Annotated in this window: 25 protein-coding genes; 15 read left to right on the forward strand and 10 right to left on the reverse strand. The window is 72.0% G+C overall.

All coding sequences use genetic code 11. The features are described 5' to 3' along the window. Positions 1–158 precede the first annotated feature (158 nt). From ACFC51_RS25590 to ACFC51_RS25605, 4 genes are all read left to right on the forward strand, one after another. Positions 159–740 (forward strand): hypothetical protein, encoded by a 582-nt coding sequence (locus ACFC51_RS25590; protein WP_376368744.1) that lies wholly within the window; start codon positions 159–161, stop codon positions 738–740. A gap of 2 nt (positions 741–742) precedes the next feature. After that, entirely contained in the window at positions 743–2,011 is a 1,269-nt protein-coding gene (locus ACFC51_RS25595) for a peptidoglycan-binding protein (protein WP_376531002.1), read from the forward strand. Next, positions 2,008–2,718 (forward strand): ABC transporter ATP-binding protein, encoded by a 711-nt coding sequence (locus ACFC51_RS25600; protein ID WP_376531005.1) that lies wholly within the window; start codon positions 2,008–2,010, stop codon positions 2,716–2,718. The genes ACFC51_RS25595 and ACFC51_RS25600 overlap by 4 nt, the downstream gene beginning before the upstream one ends. A gap of 95 nt (positions 2,719–2,813) precedes the next feature. Then, positions 2,814–3,995, forward strand: coding sequence for an ABC transporter permease (locus ACFC51_RS25605; protein ID WP_376531194.1), 1,182 nt, complete (start codon positions 2,814–2,816; stop codon positions 3,993–3,995). Positions 3,996–4,324: 329 nt separating this feature from the next. Here the strand turns inward: ACFC51_RS25605 and ACFC51_RS25610 are convergent, their stop codons facing one another. After that, positions 4,325–4,684 (reverse strand): SH3 domain-containing protein, encoded by a 360-nt coding sequence (locus tag ACFC51_RS25610; protein WP_376368747.1) that lies wholly within the window; start codon positions 4,682–4,684, stop codon positions 4,325–4,327. Between the two features lie 342 nt (positions 4,685–5,026). Between ACFC51_RS25610 and ACFC51_RS25615 the strand changes: the two genes are divergently transcribed. Then, the gene (locus tag ACFC51_RS25615) at positions 5,027–6,685 is read left to right on the forward strand and encodes a sensor histidine kinase (RefSeq protein WP_376414684.1); all 1,659 of its coding nucleotides are present in this window, start codon (positions 5,027–5,029) and stop codon (positions 6,683–6,685) included. Here the strand turns inward: ACFC51_RS25615 and ACFC51_RS25620 are convergent. After that, positions 6,646–7,353 carry a response regulator transcription factor gene (locus tag ACFC51_RS25620; protein ID WP_376368748.1) on the reverse strand — a complete coding sequence of 236 codons (708 nt, stop codon included), beginning with the start codon at positions 7,351–7,353 and terminating at the stop codon, positions 6,646–6,648. The two genes, ACFC51_RS25615 and ACFC51_RS25620, sit on opposite strands and share 40 nt — an antisense overlap. 166 nt (positions 7,354–7,519) lie before the next feature. Then, complete coding sequence (mshD, locus tag ACFC51_RS25625) at positions 7,520–8,443, reverse strand: mycothiol synthase (protein ID WP_376531008.1); 924 nt, start codon at positions 8,441–8,443, stop codon at positions 7,520–7,522. Positions 8,444–8,663: 220 nt separating this feature from the next. Between mshD and ACFC51_RS25630 the strand changes: the two genes are divergently transcribed. Together ACFC51_RS25630 and ACFC51_RS25635 are read left to right on the forward strand one after the other, a co-directional pair. Continuing rightward, the gene (locus tag ACFC51_RS25630) at positions 8,664–10,484 is read left to right on the forward strand and encodes a bifunctional metallophosphatase/5'-nucleotidase (protein ID WP_376368751.1); all 1,821 of its coding nucleotides are present in this window, start codon (positions 8,664–8,666) and stop codon (positions 10,482–10,484) included. 341 nt (positions 10,485–10,825) lie between these two features. Further along, positions 10,826–11,719: a phosphatidylinositol-specific phospholipase C gene (locus ACFC51_RS25635; RefSeq protein WP_376531011.1), complete on the forward strand. Its 894-nt coding sequence runs from the start codon at positions 10,826–10,828 to the stop codon at positions 11,717–11,719. A 99-nt stretch (positions 11,720–11,818) separates the two neighbouring features. On the opposite strand, the gene ACFC51_RS25640 is transcribed toward ACFC51_RS25635, so the two are convergent. From ACFC51_RS25640 to ACFC51_RS25665, 6 genes are all read right to left on the reverse strand, one after another. Beyond that, on the reverse strand, positions 11,819–13,231 hold the full coding sequence (locus ACFC51_RS25640) for a sensor histidine kinase (protein ID WP_376531013.1): 1,413 nt from the start codon (positions 13,229–13,231) through the stop codon (positions 11,819–11,821). Then, a complete protein-coding gene (locus tag ACFC51_RS25645) occupies positions 13,228–13,959 on the reverse strand; it encodes a response regulator transcription factor (protein ID WP_124273950.1) in 732 nt (243 codons plus the stop codon). Before ACFC51_RS25645 ends, ACFC51_RS25640 begins: the two co-directional genes overlap by 4 nt. A 46-nt stretch (positions 13,960–14,005) precedes the next feature. After that, positions 14,006–14,182: a hypothetical protein gene (locus ACFC51_RS25650; protein ID WP_376368755.1), complete on the reverse strand. Its 177-nt coding sequence runs from the start codon at positions 14,180–14,182 to the stop codon at positions 14,006–14,008. Between the two features lie 14 nt (positions 14,183–14,196). After that, the gene (locus ACFC51_RS25655; RefSeq protein WP_376531017.1) at positions 14,197–15,420 is read right to left on the reverse strand and encodes a S1C family serine protease; all 1,224 of its coding nucleotides are present in this window, start codon (positions 15,418–15,420) and stop codon (positions 14,197–14,199) included. Between the two features lie 94 nt (positions 15,421–15,514). Beyond that, positions 15,515–16,558 (reverse strand): LacI family DNA-binding transcriptional regulator, encoded by a 1,044-nt coding sequence (locus ACFC51_RS25660; RefSeq protein WP_376368757.1) that lies wholly within the window; start codon positions 16,556–16,558, stop codon positions 15,515–15,517. 24 nt (positions 16,559–16,582) lie between these two features. Continuing rightward, on the reverse strand, positions 16,583–17,386 hold the full coding sequence (locus ACFC51_RS25665; RefSeq protein ID WP_376368758.1) for a response regulator transcription factor: 804 nt from the start codon (positions 17,384–17,386) through the stop codon (positions 16,583–16,585). Between the two features lie 297 nt (positions 17,387–17,683). Here ACFC51_RS25665 and ACFC51_RS25670 point away from each other — a divergent pair, with 297 nt between their 5' ends. The 8 genes from ACFC51_RS25670 (at position 17,684) to ACFC51_RS25705 (ending at position 23,404) form a co-directional block, all read left to right on the forward strand. Next, the gene (locus ACFC51_RS25670) at positions 17,684–18,646 is read left to right on the forward strand and encodes an alpha/beta hydrolase (protein WP_376531020.1); all 963 of its coding nucleotides are present in this window, start codon (positions 17,684–17,686) and stop codon (positions 18,644–18,646) included. Positions 18,647–18,687: 41 nt separating this feature from the next. Continuing rightward, entirely contained in the window at positions 18,688–18,942 is a 255-nt protein-coding gene (locus tag ACFC51_RS25675) for a MoaD/ThiS family protein (RefSeq protein WP_329231220.1), read from the forward strand. 10 nt (positions 18,943–18,952) lie between these two features. Further along, positions 18,953–20,371 carry a hypothetical protein gene (locus tag ACFC51_RS25680; RefSeq protein WP_376531023.1) on the forward strand — a complete coding sequence of 473 codons (1,419 nt, stop codon included), beginning with the start codon at positions 18,953–18,955 and terminating at the stop codon, positions 20,369–20,371. A gap of 154 nt (positions 20,372–20,525) precedes the next feature. After that, a complete protein-coding gene (locus ACFC51_RS25685; protein WP_376368761.1) occupies positions 20,526–21,221 on the forward strand; it encodes a DUF2993 domain-containing protein in 696 nt (231 codons plus the stop codon). Positions 21,222–21,525: 304 nt separating this feature from the next. After that, complete coding sequence (locus tag ACFC51_RS25690) at positions 21,526–21,606, forward strand: putative leader peptide (RefSeq protein WP_350310325.1); 81 nt, start codon at positions 21,526–21,528, stop codon at positions 21,604–21,606. Positions 21,607–21,748: 142 nt separating this feature from the next. Next, the gene (locus tag ACFC51_RS25695) at positions 21,749–22,588 is read left to right on the forward strand and encodes a sulfurtransferase (RefSeq protein ID WP_376368762.1); all 840 of its coding nucleotides are present in this window, start codon (positions 21,749–21,751) and stop codon (positions 22,586–22,588) included. 48 nt (positions 22,589–22,636) lie between these two features. Further along, complete coding sequence (locus tag ACFC51_RS25700) at positions 22,637–22,924, forward strand: DUF1416 domain-containing protein (RefSeq protein WP_014154938.1); 288 nt, start codon at positions 22,637–22,639, stop codon at positions 22,922–22,924. A gap of 120 nt (positions 22,925–23,044) precedes the next feature. Beyond that, entirely contained in the window at positions 23,045–23,404 is a 360-nt protein-coding gene (locus ACFC51_RS25705; RefSeq protein ID WP_376531026.1) for a DUF3099 domain-containing protein, read from the forward strand. Positions 23,405–23,423: 19 nt separating this feature from the next. On the opposite strand, the gene ACFC51_RS25710 is transcribed toward ACFC51_RS25705, so the two are convergent. Further along, entirely contained in the window at positions 23,424–23,786 is a 363-nt protein-coding gene (locus ACFC51_RS25710; RefSeq protein WP_104787764.1) for a DsrE family protein, read from the reverse strand. Between the last annotated feature and the right edge of the window lie 31 nt (positions 23,787–23,817).

Here is a 23,817-nt window from a genome sequence, read left to right on the forward strand (position 1 = left end):
GCCGGCCGTCGGGACCGGTTGCCGAGCGATGCATGACGCGCACACCCGGAACCGCATGACGGGCTGACAGGAACTTCAAGGGTTCTTCATCACCTCCGTCCTACGGTCGGCCTGCCCACCGCTTCCGCGGCAGGGCCCGACAGGCGAGCGGGAGAACGATGAGGACGAACTGGGTAGTGCTGGCCGCTGCGGCCTCGGTCATGGCCTTCACGCTGACCGGCTGCGGCGGCGACGACGGCGGTGCGAAGGTCCCGACGGCCGGAGGCGGCGACGCGTCCGCCTCGGCCTCGGGGACGGGCGGGCAGGGCGGCGGGGACGACGTCGCCGCGTACGTGACGGCACAGCGCGCGTACGTGAAGTGCCTGCGGGAGAACGGCGTCGACGCGCCGGACCCGGACGCCAGGGGGAACATCGACTTCGGCGGCGGCGACCAGGCGCGCGCCCTGAAGAAGGACCAGAAGTTCAGGACCGCCACGGAGAAGTGCGCCGAGTACCAGGCCGCCGTCCCCGAGAGCGTGGAGAAGGGCAACCAGCCCACGCTCTCCGCGGAGCAGATCAAGGTCAAGGTCGAGTACGCCGAGTGCATGCGGAAGAACGGTGCCGCCGACTTCCCCGACCCCGGTCCCGACGGACTCGGGCAGGGCGAATGGGACCAGACCTCGGCCGGCGGGAAGCGCGCCGCGCGGATCTGCGGGCCGATCGTCGGAGTCCCCGAGAACCCGGGCAGGGGCAAGGGCTGATCATGTCGGAGACGGTGACGCAGATCGATGACGATCCCGGGCTTGCCCGCGCGCCGCGCGGCGGACGGGGGAGGCGCACGGCGCTGATCGTCTCCGCCCTGGTCGTCGTGACGACGGTCGCCGTGGTCGGTGCCCTGGGGCTCGGAGGCGGTGAGGACGAGGGGGCGGGAGCACCGCCCAGGTCCGGCTCCACCGTCGCGGTCACCCGGGCGACGCTGACCGAACGCACCGCGGTGGACGGAGCCCTCGGATACGGCACCGAGATCCCCCTGCCGGTCAAGGCGACGGGCACCGTGACCTGGCTACCCGCGGCGGGGGCGTCGGTGGAGCGGGGCGAGACCCTCCTGCGCGTGGACGACCGTCCTACGGTGCTCCTGTACGGGACGCTCCCCATGTACCGGGAGCTCGGGCTGCCCGCGGCTCCGTCCGCCTCGGCGACCGCCGGGGGGGCCGGGTCCGGGGAGTCCGGGGCACAGCAGTCCGACGGCAAGGCCCCCGTGCCCTCGGGCTCGCCGGCACCGGGGGACACCGGCACCGCAGGGGCGGGAGCCGACGCCCCGGGCCCGGTGAAGGGCATGGACGTGCTGCAGTTCGAGACGAATCTCTCGGCGCTCGGCTACACCGGCTTCACCGTGGACGAGACGTTCACCGCAGGCACCGCCGGAGCAGTCGAACGCTGGCAGAAGTCGCTCGGGCTGCCCCGGACCGGCAGGGTCGGTGTCGGGGACGTCATCTACTCCGCCGGGAAGGTACGGATCGGCCGGCCGGCCGTCCGGCTGGGTGCAGCCGTCGGCGAGGACGCCCTCACGTACACCGGAACGGCCCGGAAGGTCGTCGTCGACGCCTCCGCGGCGGATGCCGCCTGGGCGGTACGCGGTGCGGCCGTCACGATCCGGCTGCCCGACGAGACCGCGGTGAAGGGCGAGGTCACCTCGGTGGGCCGGCAGGCGACGGCGGCCGAAGGGGGCGACGGTGAGGGCGGATCGGGCGAGGGCGAGGCGACGGTGCCGGTGACCATCACCATCAAGGACCAGAAGGCCGTGGGGAAGTGGGAGAGCGGTCCCGTCACCGTCGAGTACGTGGGGCGTGAGGTGAAGGACGTGCTGACCGTCCCGGTCGCCGCCCTGGTCGCGCTCGCGGAGGGCGGTCACGGTCTGGAGACGGCGGACGGCACCTTCGTGGCGGTGCGGACCGGGCTGTTCGCGGACGGCGACGTGGAGGTGAGCGGACCGGCCGTCCGCGACGGGCTGAAGGTGAGGATCCCTGAGTGAGCGGCGAGTCCTCGGCGGTCGTGGAGTTCGATTCCGTCTCCAAGACGTATCCGGGCGGAGTGGCGGCGGTCAGTGACGTGAGTCTGCGGATCGGGCGCGGTGAGCTGATCGCCGTGGTCGGACCGTCGGGCTCCGGCAAGTCCAGCGTGCTCAATCTGATGGGCAGCCTGGACCGGCCGTCCTCGGGCCGCGTCCTGGTCGACGGTCACGACGTGGCGAAGCTGTCCGACCGGGAGGTCTCCGCGCTGCGGGCCACCCGGATCGGTTTCGTCTTCCAGCAGTTCCATCTGGCGGTCGGTGTTCCGGTGCTCGACGCGGTGGGTGACGGCCTGCTCTACGCCGGCGTCCCGCTGCGCCGCCGCCGGGCCAGGGCCGCGGCCGCGCTGGCCCGGGTCGGGCTCAGCCACCGTGTGCACCATCTGCCGAACCAGCTGTCCGGCGGTGAGCGGCAGCGGGTCGCCGTCGCCCGCGCGGTCATCGGGGAGCCGGCGGTCCTCCTGGCCGACGAACCGACCGGCAATCTCGATTCCGCGTCAGGAGCGGCTGTGCTGACCCTGCTCCGCGAACTGCACGCGGCCGGCACCACGGTCGTCGTGATCACCCACGACCGTGAGATCGCGGCCGAGCTGCCCCGTCGTATCGAGATGCGTGACGGCCGGCTGATCAGTGACATCACACGGAGCACGGTGATCGGAGAACCGTGGTGACGGAAAGTACGGCCGACTCCCCGGCGCAGACGGAGTCCACGTTCCGCCGTCCGGATCCCGGGCCGCCGCCCGGCCGTTCCCGCCGGCGGCCGGGCCTGCGGGCCGCACGGCTCGGGCCCGCCGATGTCGTACGGCTCGGGGGCACGGGGCTGCGGACGCGGCCCGTGCGCGTCTTCCTGTCGGCCCTCGGTATCGCGATCGGGGTCGCCGCGATGATCGCGGTGGTCGGCATATCGGGCTCCGGGCAGGCCGAGGTGGACCGGAGGCTCGATGCGCTCGGTACCAACCTCCTGCGGGTCGCCCCGGGCGAGTCCCTCGCGGGGGAGAAGGCCGAACTGCCCTACGAGGCGGTCGCGATGGTCCGTCGGATCCCGCCGGTGCAGCAGGTCGCCGCGACCGGGGTGACCCGTGCGCACGTCTACCGCAACGAGCGCATCGCCATCGGGCGCACCGGCTCTCTGGACGTCCTCGCGGCGGGTGCCGAACTCCTGCCCGCCGTCGGCGGTCACGTCCGCAGGGGGCGCTGGCTGGATTCCGCGACGGAGGAGTACCCGGCCGTGGTGCTCGGGGCCACGGCCGCCCAGCGGCTGGACGTGTACGCACCGGGCACCAGGGTCTGGATCGGCGGCCGCTGGTTCTCTCTCGTCGGTGTCCTCGACCCCGTGCCACTCGCGCCCGAGCTCGACAGCGCGGCTCTGGTCGGCTGGCCGGCAGCACGCACCTATCTGCGGTTCGACGGCCATCCGTCCACGGTCTACGTCCGGGCCGAGGACAGCGAGGTCGCGGCGGTCCGGGGAGTGCTCCCGGCCACGGCGTATCCCGAGAAGCCGGGTGAGGTGCGGATCTCTCGGCCCTCCGACGCACTCGCGGCCCGCGAGGCCACCGAGTCGGCACTGACCGGCCTGCTGCTGGGTCTCGGTGGGGTGGCCCTGCTGGTGGGTGGGGTCGGCGTGGGCAACACCATGGTCATCTCGGTCCTGGAGCGGCGGCCGGAGATCGGGCTGCGCCGCGCACTCGGAGCGACCAGGGGGCAGATCCGCACCCAGTTCGTGATGGAGTCGCTGCTCCTGTCACTCATCGGCGGTCTCGCCGGAACGGTACTGGGGACGCTGATCACCTCGGGGTACGCCCTCAGCCGCGGATGGCCCACGGTCGTCCCCGCGTGGGCGAGTGCGGCGGGCATCGGCTCGACCCTGGTCATCGGCATGGTCGCCGGGTTGTATCCGGCGGTCCGGGCGAGCAGGCTGTCGCCGACGGAGGCGCTGGCCGGCACCTGAGCGCAGGAGACCTGAACTCCGGGGCGCGGAGGGGGCGCCGAGCGCGCCGGCCCGTGGGACGGAGAGGCGGCGTCGAAGCCGGTGGCCGGTCGGCCGGAGGGGAAGAGGAGCGGATGGCAGGGCCGTTGAGGAACCGCGCCGGGGCGGAGCCCGTGCTCCCGTGCTCCGCCTCGAACGTTCCCGGGCGCTCCGGTACGACACAGGGGCGGCCCCGGCCGTGGCCGCCCCTGGTCTTTCGTCACCCCGGAACGCGCTCCGGCACGCCGGGTGTCACCGTCACATCGGTCCGGGTACGCCCGTCGACAGGGCGGACCCCGGCCTCCGGGCTGCTAGATCCCGCAGCTCACGAAGCTGCCGCCGTCGCTCAGCAGGTCGTCCCGGATCCAGCCGGTGACACCGGTCGCGTCGTTCCGCACGAACGTCCACGTGTAGCCGTCGTTGCCGACGGTGTAGCAGTGGTAGTCCAGCGCCTGCGTGTTGTAGGCGACGCCCTTGACGGCACAGCCGGTGCTGGAGCCGCTGCGCTCGTTGGCACCGTTGGCCGTCTTGCCCCACGAGCTGCCGTCCGCGTCCGCGACGGACTTGCCGCACGCGGCATGGGCGGCAGCAGGGGTGGAGAGCGACAGCGGGACTGCCACGGCGACGGCCGCGAGGGCGGGAACGATTGCCGCGATCTTGAGCTTCTTCATTCTGAATCCCCCAGGTTCATTTCTTCGGCGCCGCGCACACGGGTGCCCGAAGGCACCGGAGTGGGAGCAGCGTCCACTGCGTCGACAGGGACGCAGCGGCATAAGCACAATCAGCCCCGTAAATATCTGAAGAAATAATTCCGCCCGCCATTGACTCGATCTGGTTTCTGGTGGGCCGAAAACCTCAGGGCTCGAATGCGCCATGTCCGGTGCAGGACCGTATTCACCGGAACCGCAATTTCACGATCATGGAATTCCGTCCGGGCGCCCGTGGCCCGTGCCGTCCGACCGAAGGAGACAGGTGAGCGCACACGCATCGAGGGCAGAGGGACAGGGGGCGCGATGAGCTTCCGGCTGCGGGTCCTCGGCCTGCTCATGCTGGTCGCGATGACCGCGACCGCCGCCACCGCGTGGCTGACCCTGCGCCAGGCGAACCGCCAGGTCCAGGAGACCGTCACGGCGGGCCGGCAGGAGGTCTCCCGCATCACCGGAGACCTCCGCGCCTACGGGTTCGCGCACGGCACGTGGGACGGGATCGCGCCGGTGGTGGCCGAACTCGCGAAGGAGACCGGCCAGCGCATCCGCGTCGCCACGGAGTCCGACGTGCTGCTCGCCGACTCCGACGCCCTCGCCGGCCGTACGCCCCGCGCGCTGAGCGGTCAGCCCGCCGTCCTGGTCGACGCGCGCCCCGCCCTGCGGTTCCCCGAGGGGCAGGTGAAGCGTGTCTCGATGAAACAGGCCGCCGGTGCGATCTCCAACTACCGTGCCGCGACGGCCTACGCGACCTGCCTGACGCGCGCCGAGGCGGAGGTGGTGGCCGTACCGGACGGCTTCGGTGTCCCCCGGGTGAGCACGCAGGACGGATCCTCGCCGTGCGAGGCACCGAGCGGGGAGGCGGACCCGGCGACCCCGCAGGACCTCGAAGCGATCCGGCCGTGCGAGTCCGAGGCGCGCTTCACCACCTGTCTCCAGCGCGTGTTCGACGAACGGGTCGGTTCCGCGGCCCCGCCACGCCTGGAGGTCCGCCTCGGGGCGCAGGACGACGCGCCGCCCACCCTGTCCCCCGCGCCCACCGTGGCCGTCGCCGTCGGGGTGGCCCTCGCGGTCATCCTCGGCGGCCTGCTCCTGAGCCGGGCCGTCCTGCGCCCCGTCCGCGCCATGACGCTCGCCGCGAAGGGGCTGGGCGAGGGCGATCTGGGGCGGCGGGTACCGGCGTCCGGCCGGGACGAGATCGCGCAGCTCGGCGGTGCCTTCAACCGCATGGCCGATTCGATCCAGGCGAGCGAGGAGCACCAGCGCCGCCTCACCAGCGACATCGCGCACGAGCTGCGCACCCCGCTGGCCAATCTGCGCGGCTATCTGGAGGCCCTGCGGGACGGGGTCGTCGAGCCCACGCCCGAACTGCTGGACTCCCTCCACGAGGAGGCGTTGTTGCAGCAGCGGATCGTCGACGACCTCAGGGACCTCGCGCTCGCGGAGGCCGGTGCGCTCACGTACCACCCCGTGGAGGTCGACCTGCGCGAGCTGCTGGAGACCAGCTGGAGGGCTCACCGTGCCCAGGCCCGTACGGCACGCATCACGCTCGCACTGGAGGCGCCGCAGCCGGTGTACGTGACCGCGGATCCGGACCGGCTGCGCCAGGTCGTCGGCAACCTGGCCGGCAACGCCCTCCGGGCCACCGGGCCGGACGGCACGGTCACCCTGGCCCTGGCCGTGCACGGCGGGCGGGCGGTCCTGGAGGTGCGGGACACCGGTACGGGGATCTCGGCGGAGGACCTGCCGCATCTCTTCGACCGCTTCTGGCGGGCAGACGCCTCGCGGGACCGGGCCACCGGTGGCAGCGGCCTGGGGCTGTCCATCGCCCGGCAGATCGTCGCCGACCACGGAGGGACGATCGACGTGCGCAGCACGGTCGGGGCGGGAACGGTCTTCACGGTCGGCCTCGCCGGGGCGACGGCGGCTCAGGAGGGCGGTGAGCCCGGCGCGTCCGCGAGGCGGTAGCCGCGCCCGTACACCGTCTCCAGATGGCCGGCCCGGCCCGGGGCCGTGTCCAGCTTCCGCCGCATGTTCATCACGTGCGCGTCGACGGTCCGTTCCAGCACGTCCCGGTCGAAGCCGAAGACGCGCTCGATGATCTGGGCACGGGTGAAGACCCGGCCCGGCTCCCGGGCCAGGGTCTCCAGGATGGAGAACTCCTTCGCGGTCAGCTCCACCGGCCGGCCCGCCACCCGGACTTCGAAGCGCTCGGTGTGCAGCTCCACCTCGCCGACCCGCAGCACCACGGGTTCCGCCGGGCCGGAGCCCTTCCCGGACCGGCGCAGCAGCGCCCTCACCCGTGCGGTCAGTTCGCGGGGGCTGTACGGCTTGGTGATGTAGTCGTCGGCGCCGAGGTCGAGGCCGAGGAGCATGTCCTCCTCGGTCGCCCGTGCCGTGAGCAGAAGAATCGGGACGTCCGATTCCGCGCGCAGGATATGACACACGTCGAGTCCGTCGACCAGGGGCAGCATCACATCCAGAACGACGAGATCCGGTTTCGACGAACGGGCCTGTTCCAGCGCCGCGCGGCCGTCGGCCACGACCTGTACCGCGTTTCCTTCTCTTTCCAGATAGATCCGGATCAGACGAGACTGTTTCACGTCGTCCTCGGCGACCAGAATGCGCGCGCTCAACGTTTCCCCCCACCAGATCCCTGCGGTTCCGGAACCGTAATACAGAAAGGCCCGCACCGGTGCCCTCCGCCCACGCGGACCGGGGCGGAGGGCACCGGGGGGCGGGCGGAGCGCCGCGCGGGCCTGCCGGAGGGAGGGCCTGCCGGGGAAGGGCCCTCGGAGCCGGTCAGGACTCCGTGCGGTACATCAGGTCGACCTCGTGGGTGGCGAAGCCCATCCGCTCGTACACGGACAGGGCCGCGGGGTTGTCGGCGTCCACGTAGAGCATCGCCGTGGGGAGCCCCAGGGAGGCGAGGTGGCGCAGCCCGGTCGCGGTGAGCGCCTTGCCGAGGCCGCCGCCCTGGGCGTCGGGCAGGATGCCGACGACGTAGACCTCGCCCAGCTCGTCCTCGGCGTGCACCTTCGTCCAGTGGAAGCCGATGATCTCGCCGTCGCGCTCGGCCAGGAAGAAGCCCTTCGGGTCGAACCAGGACTCGGCCTTGCGGTCGTCCAGGTCGCGCTGGGTGAGGGAGCCCTGCTCGGGGTGGTGGGCGAACGCCGCGCGGTTGACGGCGAGCCAGGCCGCGTCGTCCTGGCCCGGCACGAAGGTGCGGACGGTGACACCGGGCGGGAGGGCCGGCTCGGGGATGTCGAGGGAGTCCAGCGGGCGCCGGAGCTGGCGCAGTTCGCGGAAGAGGGAGAGGCCGAGCACCTGCGCGAGATGCCGGGCGGCAGACTTGCCGCCGTGCGCCCAGACCCGCAGCCGTTTCCCGGTCGCAGCCAGGAGCGCGGCGCCGAGGGCGCGGCCGTGGCCGCGGCCACGGTGGGCGGGGGCCACGACCAGCTCTGCGGCCGGGGCTTCGACGGGGTCGGCATCCTCCAGCTGCGCGTATCCGGCCAGTTCGCCGTCGACGGTGAGCAGGAAATGCCGGACGCCCTCACGGTGCCCGCCCCTCAACTGCAGCCGCCCCTGCTCGGAGACGGCCTGCCGGCCGTCGGACCCGGCGGCCTCGCCGAGGAGGGCGAGGACCGCGTCGGCCTGCTCGGGGGTGAGCGCGTCGAGGGTCTCGATCTCGCGCCCGGGGGAGGGGAGGGGTGCGTCAGTCGTCATGGGTACGAGCGTACGGGGCGGGGCCGGGGAGCCGGGGGTGGTGACCGCGCGTCAGGCGTGCGGCGGGCGGCTGACGTTTCTGCTCGATATGTACGCCCTACGGGTGATCGACCCCTTTCTGGGCGTGCGGCAACCAGTTCGTAACCCCGAACATCTGTCGCGCTACGCGCGTTGACCTTAGGCTGCGGCACGCAGGATCCAGACACTCACAAGGGGACCGATGTCAGCGAATCCGCAGAAGAACCGTGCGTCCCGGCGGGCGCTCGCAGCCGTGGCCGGGCTGACCACCGTGGGCGCGCTCGTCGCCGCGATGCCGGCCGGCGCCCATGACCGGGGGCACGGTCACGGTCACGGCCACCCGTCCCGCACCGTCGACGTGCAGCTCCTCTCCTTCAACGACCTGCACGGCAACCTGGAGCCGCCGGCCGGCTCCGCGGGGACCGTCAGCGAGACGCAGGCGGACGGCACGGTGAAGTCGGTCCCGGCCGGTGGCGTCGAGTACCTCGCCACCTCGCTGCGCACCGCGCGCAAGGGGCACCCGTACTCCGTCACGGCGGCCGGCGGCGACATGGTGGGCGCGAGCCCGCTGCTGTCGGGGCTGTTCCACGACGAGCCCACCATCGAGGCGCTCAACGGGCTCGACCTCGACGTGACGGCCGTGGGCAACCACGAGTTCGACGAGGGCGCAACGGAGCTCGGCCGCCTCCAGAACGGCGGCTGCCACCCGGTCGAGGGCTGCTACGAGAAGGGCAAGAAGTTCAAGGGAGCGGACTTCCCCTACCTCGCGGCCAACGTGACGAGCGAGAAGACCGGCAAGCCGGTCCTCAAGCCCTACACGGTCTGGAAGAAGAACGGCGTCAAGATCGGCTTCATCGGGGTGACCCTGGAGGGCACGCCGAACATCGTCACGGCCAACGGCGTCAAGGGCCTGAAGTTCCACGACGAGATCGAGACGGTCAACAAGTACGCCAAGGAGCTGGACCGCCAGGGCGTCAAGTCCATCGTCGCGCTGATCCACGAGGGCGGGGCCCCGGCCTCCTCCTCGTACAACTACGACTGCGACAGCCCGGGCGCCGGTGACGGGATCTCCGGGCCGATCGTCGACATCGCCAAGGGCATCACGCCGAAGGTCGATGCCCTGGTCACGGGCCACACCCACCAGGCGTACGTGTGCACGGTGCCGGACCCGGCCGGCAAGCCGCGCATGGTCACCTCGGCGTCCTCGTTCGGCAAGCTCTACACGGACACCACGCTCACCTACGACCGCCGCACCGACGACATCGTGCGGACGTCGGTGAAGTCGCCGTCCTCGGCCAACCACGTCGTCACCCGCGACCAGGCCAAGGCCACGGACATGACGGCGCTGATCGCCCGCTGGAACACGCTCGCCGCCCCCATCGCGGGCCGCCCCCAGGGCTTCATCTCCGCCGACATCAACGGCCGCGGCTCCACGGCCCCCGAGAAGCCCCTCGGCAACCTGATCGCCGACGCCCAGCTGGAGGGCCTGGCCCCCGCGGACAAGGGCGGCGCGGTCGTCGCGTTCATGAACCCCGGCGGTATCCGCTCCGACCTCGTGTACACGGCGTCGGGCAGTGAGGGCGACGGGGTGGTGACCTACGGCGAGGCGTTCACCGTCCAGCCGTTCACCAACATGATGAACGTCGTCGACCTGACCGGTGCGCAGCTGGTCACCGCTCTCCAGCAGCAGGTCAGCGGCTCCAACGCGGCCTCCCCGAAGATCCTCCAGGTCTCGAAGGGCCTCACCTACACGCTGGACATGACGAAGGCGGGCGCCGACCGCGTGGTCGCCTCCTCGGTCGAGCTGAACGGCGAGGCGATCGACCCGGCGAAGAGCTACCGCGTCGCGATGAACGAGTTCCTCGCGGGCGGCGGCGACGGCTTCGCGGCCCTCGGCCAGGGCACGAACAAGCTGGTCGGCCCCTCCGACCTGGACCTGTTCAACGCCTACCTGGCGGCCCACTCCACGGCCGCGGCGCCGCTGGCCCCGCCGGCCACGGACCGGATCACGATCGTGCAGTAACTCCTGACGGCAGAGGGCACCCCCTCTGCTCGGACAGGACGCGGAACACCGGCGGCCCGCCACGGGAAGTGGCGGGCCGCCGGGCTGTTCAGGCCGGTCCGGGGACGAAGATCTCGTGTCCCCCACCCGGCGCCACCGGATGTGCGTCTCCCCGGCACGGACCTCGCCGCCGTACTGCCAGGTGGCGCGCCCGTCGTGCGCCCAGGTCATGTGATGACCTCCATCCAAAATTGAAACTTTGCGAGATTCGCATTTTCGCAAAAGGTGAGGCGGTGCCTGGTTCCGTGGTTGATGTGGACCCGTCATAATTCAGGCCCGCCCCCCACGGCCGACGGAGACGCATGAGCCCGTACACCGCCACACGCCGCACTTTCCTCGCCGGTGCACTCGCCGCCGCCGCCGGAGTCGCCCTCGGTGCGACGCCCGCCCGTGCCGCCGCATCGAGAGCGGCGGGCACCCAGGACTGGATGAGCGCCATCGCCGACGCCACCCCGCTGCGGCGCCTCACGATCCCCGGGACGCACAACTCGGGTGCAGGCTTCGGCGGTCCCTGGACGGAGTGCCAGAACACCACCGTCGCGGCGCAGCTCGACAGCGGCATCCGCTTCCTCGACATCCGCTGCCGGATCAGCGGTGACGCGTACGCCATCCATCACGGGGCGTCGTACCAGCACCTGAACTTCGACGACGTGCTGGGCGCCTGCCGGGACTTCCTGGCCCGGCACCCCTCGGAGACCGTGCTGATGCGGGTCAAGCAGGAGTACTCCGAGGAGAGCGACGCCGCGTTCCGGCGGATCTTCGACCTCTACCTCGACGCCAAGGGGTGGCGCCCGCTCCTCCGCCTCGACCCCACGCTCCCGGACCTCGGCGCGGCCCGGGGCAAGGTCGTGCTGCTCGCCGACAACGGAGGCCTGCCCGGCGTCCGGTACGCCGATTCCGCGCTCTTCGACATCCAGGACGACTACATGGCGGAGCCCTTCGCCAAGTACCCGAAGATCGAGGCGCAGTTCCGCAAGGCCGCGCAGCAGCCGGGCAAGCTGTTCATGAACTACGTGAGCACGGCGGCCCTGCTGCCGCCCCGCTGGAACTCCGACCGGCTCAACCCGCAGGTGCACACGTTCCTCGACGGGGCGCAGGCGTCGGGCTGGACCGGCCTCGGCATCGTCCCGCTGGACTATCCGGCGACCCGGTCCGGCCTGGTCGAGTCCCTCATCCGGCACAACCCGGCGGGCTGAGTCCCGGCCGCGCCGGGACCGGGCGGGCGTGCGGCCGGCTCGACGGTGCGGGCGCACAGCGCGGTTCCGCAGAGGTCCGGGCGTCGGCGGGACTCCGGCTCACACCCCCGGCGGCGGCTGCGGCGCTCCCGGGAGGCGGATCGCGGCGACCGTGCCGCCGCCCTCGGCCGGGGTCAGGGCGATGTCTCCGCCCGCCTGCTGGACCGTGCGGGCCACGATGGAGAGGCCGAGGCCGGAGCCGGGGAGCTGACGGGCCGAGGGGGAGCGCCAGAAGCGGTCGAAGACGTGCGGGAGGTCCTCGGCGGGGATGCCGGGACCGTGGTCGCGTACCGTCAGCTCGCCCCGGTGCAGGGCGACATCGATCGTCCCTCCCGCCGGGCTGAACTTCACCGCGTTGTCCAGGACGTTGACGACGGCCCGCTCCAGGGCGGCCGGCTCGGCGCGTACGTACCAGGGGGCCAGCTCGGCGGTGATGGTCAGCTCGGGGCCGCGCAGCCTGGCCCGTTGCAGGGCGGCACGGGTGATGTCGTGCAGTGCGACCACCTGGAGGGGGCCGGGCTGGGTGGCGTCGGGGCGGGAGAGCTCCTGGAGGTCGCCGATCAGGGCGGCCAGCTCCGTCATCTGCGCCTTGACCGAGGACATCAGGGCCTTGCGGTCGGCGGGCGGGATCGCCCGGCCCGTGTCGTCGCTGCGGGCGAGCAGCTCGATGTTCGTACGGAGCGAGGTGAGCGGGGTGCGCAGCTCGTGCCCGGCGTCCGCGATGAGCTGGGACTGCCGGTCGCGGGAGGTGGCCAGGGAGCTGGTCATGGAGTTGAAGGAGCGGGAGAGCCGGGCGATCTCGTCCTCGCCCTCCGCGGGGATCCGGATGGTCAGATCCTCGGTCTCCGCCACGTGTGCGACGGCGTGCGCGAGGTCGTCGACCGGCCGCAGGCCGGTACGGGCGATCCACAGTCCGGCGGCGCCGGCGCCGACGACGCCGATGCCGGACACCAGGAGGAGGACCAGGGCGAGCTGATTGAGCGGATCGGTGACCTGGTCCATGGGCATCGCCACGGAGACAGCGACCCCGGCCTGCCCCCCGGGCGTGCGGGCGGCCGAGGTGTAGACGCGCATCTCGGTGCCGTCCTCGGCCTCGGTGGTGTGGACAGCGCTCTCGCGCAGACCGGCGGCGACGGCACGGTCCTCGGTCTGCACGGGGATGGCGGTCTTGTCCGGCTGGGTGCAGGGGTCCGTGCCCGTCGCCGAGACCAACTGGATCGTGTACGGGGTCGGCAGCAGGCGAAGATCGTCCGGAAGCTGGCCGGAACAGCCCAACTGGATCAGCCTGATCGTGTCTCCGTTGGGCTTGACCTGGCTGAGTGTCGTGTCGAGTTGCTCGGTGAGCCTGTCCTTGGTGGTCAGCCAGCACGCCGCCGCCACCGCGGCCACCGCCACCGCGACCGCCGTCGCGACCAGCAGGGCGAGCCGGGAGCGGAGCGGGAGGGCGCGGAGCCGGCGGCGCAGGCCGGTCACCCGTCACCGCCGCCGGAGCGCAGGGCGTAGCCGACGCCGCGCACGGTGTGGACGAGGCGGGGCTCGCCGCCCGCCTCGGTCTTGCGGCGCAGGTACATCACGTACACGTCCAGGGAGTTGGAGCTGGGTTCGAAGTCGAATCCCCAGACGGCCTTGAGGATCTGCTCGCGGGTCAGCACCTGCCGGGGGTGGGCGAGGAACATCTCCAGCAGGGTGAACTCGGTGCGGGTCAGCTCGACCCGTCGGGTGCCGCGGGTGACCTCGCGGGTGTTCAGGTCCATGCGGAGGTCGGCGAAGGAGAGGACGTCGTCGTCGGGGACGGGTCCGCCCGCCGCTACCGCGTACGAGCTGCGGCGCAGCAGGGCGCGGATGCGGGCGAAGAGCTCGTCCAGCTCGAAGGGCTTGACGAGGTAGTCGTCGGCGCCGGCGTCGAGGCCGGTGACCCGGTCACCGACGGTGTCGCGGGCGGTGAGCATCAGGATCGGCGTCGTCGACCCGGTGGACCGGATGCGCCGGGCGGCCGTGAGACCGTCCATGCGGGGCATCTGGATGTCCAGGACGATCAGGTCGGGGGCGTACGACTCGGCCTTGGCCAGGGCGTCGTAGCCGTCCACGGCCACCTCGGTCCCGTACCCCTCGAACGCGAGGCTGCGTTGCAGGGCCTCGCGCACGGCGGGCTCGTCGTCGACGATCAGGACGCGCTGCGGATCGTCTTCGGCGGGGCTCATCGCTTCTTCGTCCTCTTCCTTCGGGCCCGTTTCGGGCGGTCGTCCCTCAGCGTCGCACGGCTGCCGCACGGCGTCGCGCGGCACGGCGCCCGCGGCTGCCGCCGCTGCGGATCCCGGCCGGGCGGGACGCCGTGCCGGCGGTGGCCGAGGCGGCCGGTTCGGCTGCCAGGGCCAGGGGGAGGGGCAGTCCGGAGGGGCCGGTGTCCGCGGTGTCGGGGTTCATCGGGACCTCCTCGGTCAGGAGCCGTCGCCGGAGCGCAGGGTGTCCAGGTCGGCCTTGACGGTGTCGACCGGGATGGCGAAGCCGAGACCCACGCTGCCCGCTGCCGAGCTGCCGGAGCTACTGGCGGAACTGGGCGAGTACATGGCGGAGTTGATGCCGATGATCTCGCCCTTCATGTTGATGAGGGCGCCGCCGGAGTTGCCGGGGTTGAGCGAGGCGTCGGTCTGCAGGGCCTTGTACGTCGTCTTGGACGAACCGGTGTCACCGTTGAACTGCTGGCCGCCGAACTCGAACGGCCAGTTCTGGTCGCCCTGTTGCTGCTGCTGTTCCTGCTGCTGCTCCTCCTTGGCGACCGTGACGTCCCGGTCGAGCGCGGAGACGATGCCGCTGGTGACCGTGCCGGTGAGGCCCTCGGGGGAGCCGATCGCCACGACCTCGTCGCCGACCTTCACCGAGGAGGAGTCGCCGAGGGTGGCCGTCTTGAGCCCGCTCGCACCCTGGAGCTTGATGAGGGCCAGGTCCTTGTCGGCGTCCGTGCCGACGACGTCGGCGGTGTACGTCTTGCCGGTGCTGAGGGCCACCTTGATGGTGGAGGCGCCGGAGACGACGTGGTTGTTGGTGACGATCTCGCCGTCCCCCGTGATGACGACGCCGGAGCCGGTGGCGTCACCGGCCGAGGAGCTCGCGCTGATCTCCACGATGGCGGGGGACACGGCCGCCGCCACGCCGGAGACGGTGCCCGCGCTGCTCTGCGAGACGGTGGTGCCGCTGACGACACCGCTGGAGCCGGTGCTGCCGGAGTTCCCGTCGGCGAGCTCGCCGATGAGGGTCGCGGTGCCGCCGCCGATCGCCGCGGCGGCGATGGCCACGGCAGCCAGCAGCGCGAGGGGCCGCTTGACCCGGCGCTCGGCCTTCGGGGTCTCCTCGGCCGGGAAGGGCTCCGGTGCCGGAGCCGGCCACGCGTAGGCGGGAAGCACGGTGGTGGGCTGTCCGGGCTCGTGGGCCGGAGGCGGCGGGTACGCCGCCGCGCCACCGTCGTGGGCGCCACCGCCGTAGGAGCCGCCACCGTGGGACGCGCCGCCGTACGGAGCGCGGCCCTCCGAGGGGGTGCCGTACGGGGAGCCGCCCTGCGGCGCGCCGCCGTACGAGCCGTCGTCGTACGAACCGTTGTCGCGCGAACCGTTGTCGTGCGAGGGGGGCATCGGGTACTCGCCGCTCGGGCGGTGGCTGTCGGTCATGTTCACGAGAGTGGCCAGCGAACATGAGAACAGCCTGAGCGTGCCCTGAGAAGCCCGGCAGAACCGCGTATGCCCGATATAAGGACGCGCTGCGCTACCGCGGCGTGACCGTCGGCTCCCCGCAGCCGCACGACCGGCGTACGACGAGCGCGGAGGGGAACTGCTTGAGCCGCTCGCGCCGTGAGCCCGAGACCCGCAGGGAGTCGTCGAGGACGAGGTCCACGGCGGCCCGGGCCATCGCCGGGCGGTCCGAGAAGACCGTCGTCAGCGGCGGGTCGGTCAGCCCCGCCTCCTTCACGTCGTCGAAGCCGGCCACCGCGAGCTCGCCCGGCACGTCGATCCGCAGCTCACGCGCGGCCCGCAGTACCCCGATCGCCTGGTCGTCGGTCGCACAGAAGATCGCCGGGGGCCTGTCGGGACCGGAGAGGAGCTTCAGGGCGACCTGGTAGGCGTCGTAACGGTTGTACGGGGCGTGGAAGAGGCGGCCCTCCGTCGAGCGCCCCGACGCGTGCATCGCGCGGCGCCAGCCCTCGATGTGGTCGGCGACCGGGTCGCCGACCACCGGGGTCGACTCCATGCCGCCGAGGCACGCCACGTACGCGTTGCCGTGCTCCAGGAGGTGCCGGGTGGCGAGCAGGGCCCCGCCGATGTCGTCGGTGACCACAGCGACGTCGTCGATGGCCTCGGGCCGCTCGTGCAGCAGGACGACGCGGGCGTCCCATGCCTCAATCTCCGCCGCCGCGCGCTCGCTGGGACCCTGGCTGACGAGGATCAGCCCGGAGACCCGCATGCCGAGGAAGGCACGCAGGTAGTGGACCTCGCGCTCGTCGCGGTAGTCCGAGTTCCCGACCAGCACCATCTTCCCGCGCTCGGCGGCGGCCTGTTCGACCGCGTGCGCCATCTCCGCGAAGAACGGCTGCCGGGCGTCCGGCACGATCATCCCTATGAGGTCGGTGCGCCGCGAGGCCATCGCCTGGGCGACCCGGTCGGGCCGGTAGCCCAGCTCCTTGATCGCGGCGAGCACCCGCTCGCGCGTGGCCGGGGCGACCGGCCTCGGTCCGTTGTTGATGACGTAGCTGACGACCGCTGTCGAGGTCCCCGCCAGTCTCGCCACATCGTCCCGCGTCACCTTGGCCACGCGCGGCAGTCTACGCGGATCGACCTACCGCTTGGCAGGCCGGACCGGGGCCTCTTCCGCGATCTCGGACTCCGCGGACTGCTCCGAACGGGTGACCTCCTGGTCCACCGGCTTCGACGCCGCCCTGGCCTTGGCCTCCTCGGCCGCCCGGTCGACCTTCTCGGGGGTGACGAAGCGGTAGCCGACGTTGCGGACGGTGCCGATCAGCGACTCGTGCTCGGGGCCGAGCTTGGCCCGCAGCCGGCGTACGTGGACGTCGACCGTGCGGGTGCCGCCGAAGTAGTCGTAGCCCCAGACCTCCTGGAGCAGCTGGGCGCGGGTGAAGACCCGGCCGGGGTGCTGCGCGAGGTACTTGAGCAGCTCGAACTCCTTGAAGGTCAGGTCGAGGACCCGGCCCTTGAGCTTGGCGCTGTACGTCGCCTCGTCGACCGACAGGTCGCCGTTGCGGATCTCCATGGGGGAGTCGTCGGCGGTGATCTGCTGGCGGCCCGTGGCCAGCCGCAGCCGGGCCTCGACCTCCGCGGGACCCGCGGTGTCCAGCAGGACGTCGTCGATGCCCCAGTCGGCGGTGACGGCCGCCAGGCCGCCCTCCGTGACGACGAGGATCAGCGGACAGCCGGGTCCGGTGGACCGCAGCAGCTGGCACAGCGAGCGCACCTGAGGGAGGTCGCGGCGGCCGTCGATCAGAATGACGTCGGCACCAGGGGTGTCGACGAGGGCGGGGCCCTCGGCGGGGGCGACCCGCACGCTGTGGAGCAGAAGACCGAGGGCGGGGAGCACCTCCGTCGACGGCTGAAGGGCATTCGTCAGAAGCAGCAGTGAACTCATCGCCGCCCACCTGCCTGGGTCGTCGGTCGATCGTGCACGTTCAGCTCGCCCATTACGTCGGTCCTCCTCGTTCCCTGCGAGAGGGGCACTCCCGGGTCGGACCCGGGGGAGTATGCGGCACTGCTTCGTACTCCCGTACGGCCATCACCCGCGACGGCTGTCATACGGTTTTTACGGTGCGGTCCCGCGCCCGGGGACCGCTGAGCTTGTGGAAACGCTGCTGTAACAACGCTCGGAAAGCACAAAAGGACCCGGGGGCTGCTTTGCCCGGATCCTCTTCGCAGCAGAATAGCCCACATGAGTTCTGTGTCCGAGGGTCGATTCCTGAGTTCTTCTGTTCCCTCGATCACGCGGGGTCCCCGTCGCACCACGTTGCTGACCGGTGACGGGGTCCGTATCGAGGCGGTGTACACCCCGTGTACGGCGGGTTCCGGGGCCGGCGGGGACGGGGCCTCCGAGGCGACGGCGATCGTCCTCGCGCACGGTTTCACCGGCGCCGCGGACCGGCCGGCCGTGCTGCGCGCGGCTGCGGTGTTCGCCCAGCGTGCGGCCGTGATCACCTTCTCCTTCCGGGGGCACGGGAGATCCGGCGGGCGGTCCACGGTGGGCGACCGGGAGGTTCTCGATCTGGCCGCCGCGGTGGCCTGGGCGCGGTCATTGGGACACCGCCGCATCGTTACGGTCGGGTTCTCCATGGGCGGTTCCGTGGTGCTCCGGCACGCCGCTCTGTATACGGCCCCGGAAAGCGGAGAATTCTTTGCCGAGGAAGAACACTCCTCCGGGACCGAACGGGTGGAGCGGCGCACTGGGGCGCACGAGGAGCGCAAGGGGCGCACACGGGCGCATTCAGGTGCGCAGGTGGACGGTGACCGGGCCATGCACACGGACGCCGTCGTCGCGGTGAGCGCGCCGGCCCGCTGGTACTACCGGGGGACGGCCCCGATGCGACGGCTCCACTGGGTCGTCACCCGTCCCGCAGGCCGCCTCGTCGGCCGCTACGGCTTCCGCACCCGCATCCACCGGGAGGACTGGGACCCGGTGCCGCTCTCGCCGGTGGAGGCCGTCCCGCTGATCACCGCGCCGCTGCTGATCGTGCACGGAGACCGTGACCCGTACTTCCCCGTCGACCACCCCCGGATGCTGGCGGCGGCAGCGGGGGACGGGGCCGAGCTCTGGCTGGAGCACGGCATGGGCCACGCGGAGAACGCCGCGGACGAGGGCCTGCTGGCCCGCATCGCCGACTGGACGGAGTCGGCGTGATCCATGATGGACAGCCGACGCACGACGAAAGGGGTGCCGCCATGGCAGCGGGGACGATCCGCTACTGGGCCGCGGCCAAGGCCGCAGCGGGGACCGCGGAGGAGCCGTACGCGGCGGAGACACTCGCCGAGGCGCTCGACGGGGTGCGCGAGCGGCACCCCGGTGAGCTGTCGCGCGTCCTGCTCCGATGCTCGTTCCTGATCGACGGGAATCCGGTGGGGACCCGTGGACATGAGACCGTACGGCTTGCCGAGGGCGGCACGGTCGAGGTGCTCCCGCCGTTCGCAGGAGGGTGAACCGCAGACCATGAGCAACAGCGATCAGCAGTATCCGTACGACCCGGGACACGGGCGGCAGGAGCCGGGCCGGCAGCCGTACGACCCGGCGTCGGGGCAGCAGAACCCGCAGAACCCGCCGCAGCAGCCGCCGTACGGACAGGGCCCGGCGTACCAGCAGGACCCGGCCTACGGCCAGGACCCGGCGTACCGGCAGGACCCGCCGTACGGACAGGGCCCGGCGTACCAGCAGGACCCGGCTTACGGACAGGGCCCGGCGTACCAGCAGGACCCGGCCTACGGACAGGGCCCCGGCTACGGCCAGCAGCCGTACGCGCCGCAGCCCTCGCCGTACGCACAGCCGCAGCAGCCCGCCGGGTACCCGCAGCAGCCCGCCGCGTATCCGGAGGCCGGGGTGTACCCGGAGCAGGGTTCCGGTCAGGGCGGCGACCAGGGTGCGACCCAGACGTGGCAGGGGCAGACCTGGGACACCCAGTACCAGCCGGCGGTCCAGCCGCAGCACCGGGCCGCGCCGCCCGCCGCCGTCGCTCCGCAGGCTCCGCAGAGCGCCCAGGCCGCCTACCCGCTGCCGCCCGAGGCCCCGGTGGCCCCGGCCGCTCCTGCGCCCGCTCCCGCCGCGCCGGCGGAAGCCTCCGACGGCTACAGCGCGCCCACCACCCTGGGCAACAGCCGGATCACCGACGCCCAGCGGGCCCGTGCCGAGGGGCGTTCGCCGATCATCGCCCCGGGGATGCAGCCCGCCGCGATCACCGCCGGCCTGGGGCTGCTCCTGGCTCTCGGCGCCGCGATCGGGTCGTACGCCCTGCTCGTGCCCCTGGTCCTGCTCCAGGCCGTGACGGCCGCGGGATGGTTCCGGCTGAACGGCATGTGGCCGGCCAGGCAGGGCATCGCCCTGGCCTTCGCCGGTGGCGTCGTCGCGGACGCAGCCCTGCTCGCCGCGGGCCGGAGCCATGCGCCGGCCGCCCTCCTCGGCACGCTCGGTGTCTGGGTGCTGCTCACGCTCGTCCTGCAGCTGCGCAGCCGTGCGGGGGCCGACGAGCGGATGTACGGGCTGACGGCCACCGTCGCGTCGGCCGCGCTCGCGGTGCTGGCCGCCGGTCATCTGGCCGCCGTCCCCGACGCGGTGACGGTGGGCGGGATCGCTGTCGCGGTGGCCGTGCTCGCCAGGGCCCTGCCGCTGCCCGGTCCGGTCTCGGTCGTCGTGTCCCTGCTCGCCTCGGCGGCCGCGGGCCTGGCCGCGGGGACGGTCACCGACTTCGGTGCGCAGGCCGTGTTCCTCGGCTTCGCCGCCGGTGGCTGCGCGCTGATCGGGCTGCGGGTCGCGAGCTACGACTACCCGTCCCGCTTCGTGCACATGACGGCCGGCGTGGCGCTGCCGCTCACGGCCGCGGCTCCCGCCGTCTATCTGATCGGCCGTGCGATCGCCTGACGTTCCGGACGTTCCTGACGTTCCCTCACTCCCTCCCCGGCAGTGGGGAACCGGGCGGGCCTTCCGCTCGTCGATCACTCCGGGCGCGCCGCGCGGCGGCAGTAGGCTCACGGACACCAGGGGTCCGGCCGGTCCGAGTGGGGGAACAACAGGCATGCGCGCACTGCGAATACTGCTGATCATCGCCGTGGTCCTGGGCGGCGTCTTCGTCGCCGTGGACCGGGCAGCCGTCCATTTCGCCGAGTCGGAGGCCGAGGAGCGGGTCGCCTTCGGCGGTGTCGAGACGGGTTCCACCGACGTCTCGATCAAGGGCTTCCCCTTCCTGACCCAGGTGGCGTCGTCCGAGCTCGACCAGGTCGACGTCACGGTCGAGGACATCCGCGCCAGCGCCGCGGGGCGGGAGATACGGATCAGTGAGATCCGGGCCCAGCTGCACCAGGTGACGCTGGGGGCCGGGTACACGAGTGCGACGGCCTCCCGGGCCACCGGGACGGCCGTCATCTCGTACGCGGCCCTCACCGAGGCCGCCGACGACGGCGTCACGGTCGCCTACGGCGGCAACGGCAAGGTCAAGGTCACCGGCACGATCCGGATCCCGCTGGTGGACCGCACCCTCACGCGCAGCGTGCTCTCCACGGTCACCCTGGTCGACGGCGACACGGTCAAGGTCCACGCCGACGAGGTCCCGGGTGAGGGCATCCCCGGGCTCGAGGACCTGGTCAGGAAGAAGACCGACTTCGAGCGCGGGATCAGCGGGCTGCCGGACGGTCTGAAGCTGGAGAAGATCGAGGTCGCGCCAAGTGGCCTGGAGATATCGATGACCGGCTCCGACGTCGAACTCGCCGGCTGACGGCACGGCACGGCACGGCACGAGACGCCGGGGCGGCGCCGGGCCGGGCGGCGCGGCACGGGCGGGGGTGTTCGCGGATAGCCCCCGGCCGCCCGGGGTAGGGGCCCGGCGGAGCCCGGGACGCGCGCCGATCCAGATGTTGAGACGGGCTCGTCCGCACCGCAGATGCCCGTCGGGCGCGAGGTGCGGGATCCTGAGCGGCGAGGACACCTCCGACATGATCCGTCTCGTATGCCGGACGATCGTGTCTCACCATCCGACACGACGGTGACATCTCCGCCCGTACCTCCCTACGATCGGATGCATGAAGCGACAGGCGGACCTCACGAAGCGGCGGGCAGTAGACCTGTGCCGCGTCGCCGCCATGCTCTGTCGCACCTTCTGAGCGGGATCCTCTCCCGTTTCCCCCGGCCCTTCGACGATGTCAGGGCCGCCCGTGCCTTCCGTACGCGTTCCGCTCCCAGCACCTGCGCGTACACCTCGCACACCGCACCACCCCGCCGCAGACTGCCCCGGAGGAGAAACACATGAGCCGCGCAGACGTTCTGGTCGACGCCGACTGGGTCGAGGCCCACATCGACGACCCGCAGGTCGCGATCGTCGAGGTCGACGAGGACACCTCGGCGTACGAGAAGAACCACATCAAGAACGCGATCCGGATCGACTGGACCCAGGACCTCCAGGACCCCGTCCGCCGTGACTTCATCGACCAGGCCGGCTTCGAGAAGCTCCTGTCCGAGAAGGGCATCGGCAACGACACGACGGTCGTCCTCTACGGCGGCAACAACAACTGGTTCGCGTCCTACGCCTTCTGGTACTTCAAGCTCTACGGCCACCAGGACGTCCGCCTGCTCGACGGCGGCCGCAAGAAGTGGGAGCTCGACTCCCGCGACCTGACCGACGCCGTCCCGGCGCGCCCGGCCACCCAGTACAAGGCCAAGGCCCAGGACGAGTCGATCCGCGCCTACCGCGACGACGTCGTGGCCGCCATCGGCAGCCAGAACCTCGTCGACGTCCGTTCGCCCGACGAGTTCAGCGGCAAGCTGCTCGCCCCGGCGCACCTCCCGCAGGAGCAGTCGCAGCGCCCCGGCCACGTGCCGAGCGCCCGCAACATCCCGTGGTCGAAGAACGCCAACGACGACGGCACGTTCAAGTCGGACGACGAGCTCAAGGCCCTCTACGAGGACGAGCAGGTCGACCTGTCGAAGGACACCATCGCGTACTGCCGCATCGGTGAGCGCTCCGCGCTCACCTGGTTCGTGCTGCACGAGCTGCTCGGCCAGGAGAACGTCAAGAACTACGACGGCTCGTGGACCGAGTACGGCTCCCTGGTGGGCGTGCCGATCGAGCTCGGCGCCAACAAGTAATTCCGCAGGACCCGATCAGCAGGACCCCGACCAGAAGGACAGAACACCATGTGTGGAGCACAGGCCGGCGGCCCCGACGCTTCGACGATCAAGCCGGGCGAGACGACCATCCAGGGCAGCGTGACCCGCGACGGCGAGCCGGTCACCGGCTACGTCCGTCTGCTCGACTCGACCGGTGAGTTCACCGCCGAGGTCCCGACCTCGGCGACCGGGCAGTTCCGCTTCTACGCGGCCGAGGGCACCTGGACGCTCCGCGCCCTGGTTCCGGGCGGCACCGCCGACCGTACGGTCGTGGCCCAGACCGGTGGCCTCGCCGAGGTCGCCATCGCGGTGTAGTTCACGCGCACATACGGCCGGAGGGCCGCACCCCAGGGGGTTGGACGCCACCTGATCAGGGGTGCGGCCCTCCGTGCCGTCCGCATGGGCTTCCGCGCAGGAGAGCCCTACGCTGGAGACATGTACGCCCGGCGCAGGCGCGCCTATTTCCTGATGATGGGCGGATGCCTCTTCCTGTTCGTCTCCGCCTGGGCCTTCGTGCGCCTGTGGTCCGTCCCGGCGGCCGTCGCGATGTGCGTGGTCGCCATGGTCATCCCGCCCGTCGCGGCGGTCGTGGCCAACCGGCGAGGGCCGGAGGACCGCTGGTGGGACGACGACCCCTCACGGGCCCCCCGGTCCGGGGAATCCCCGGACTTCCCGCCGCCGAACGTGGCACGGGACGCCCGCCCGCGCCCGGCCGGGAAGAACGGGAAGCAGCGGACCGGCGACCCCACGTCGGACGCCTGGTGGGACGAGCTCGACGGCAGGAACCGCCGGTAGCTCCTCCGGCGGAGCCGGATCAGTAGACGAGTGCCTGGGCCCCGTCGGCCATGGCCTCCTGCACGAAGACCTGCGCACCGGCGATCCGCACACCCTCCAGGACGTCCTTCTCGGTGATGTCCCGCCGTGCCGCGCACTGGGTGCAGAGGGTGATCCCCCCGCCCGCCAGGATCGAGTCGATCAGATCGGGCAGCGGTGCGGCGTGCGGCAGTTCGAATTCGGCGGCACGCCCCGGCAGGGCGAACCAGGCGGACTCGCCGGTCAGCCACAGGGAGACCTCGACCCCGCTGGCGACGGCGACGGCGGCCACGGTGAAGGCCTGCGAGCAGCGCTCGGGGGCATCGGCTCCGGCTGTCACCTTGATCACGAGCTTCTTCGGCATGTACCGAACTGTAATCCTCGACGGGGCAACC

The organism is Streptomyces sp. NPDC055962 (assembly GCF_042270185.1).
Classification (GTDB): domain Bacteria; phylum Actinomycetota; class Actinomycetes; order Streptomycetales; family Streptomycetaceae; genus Streptomyces.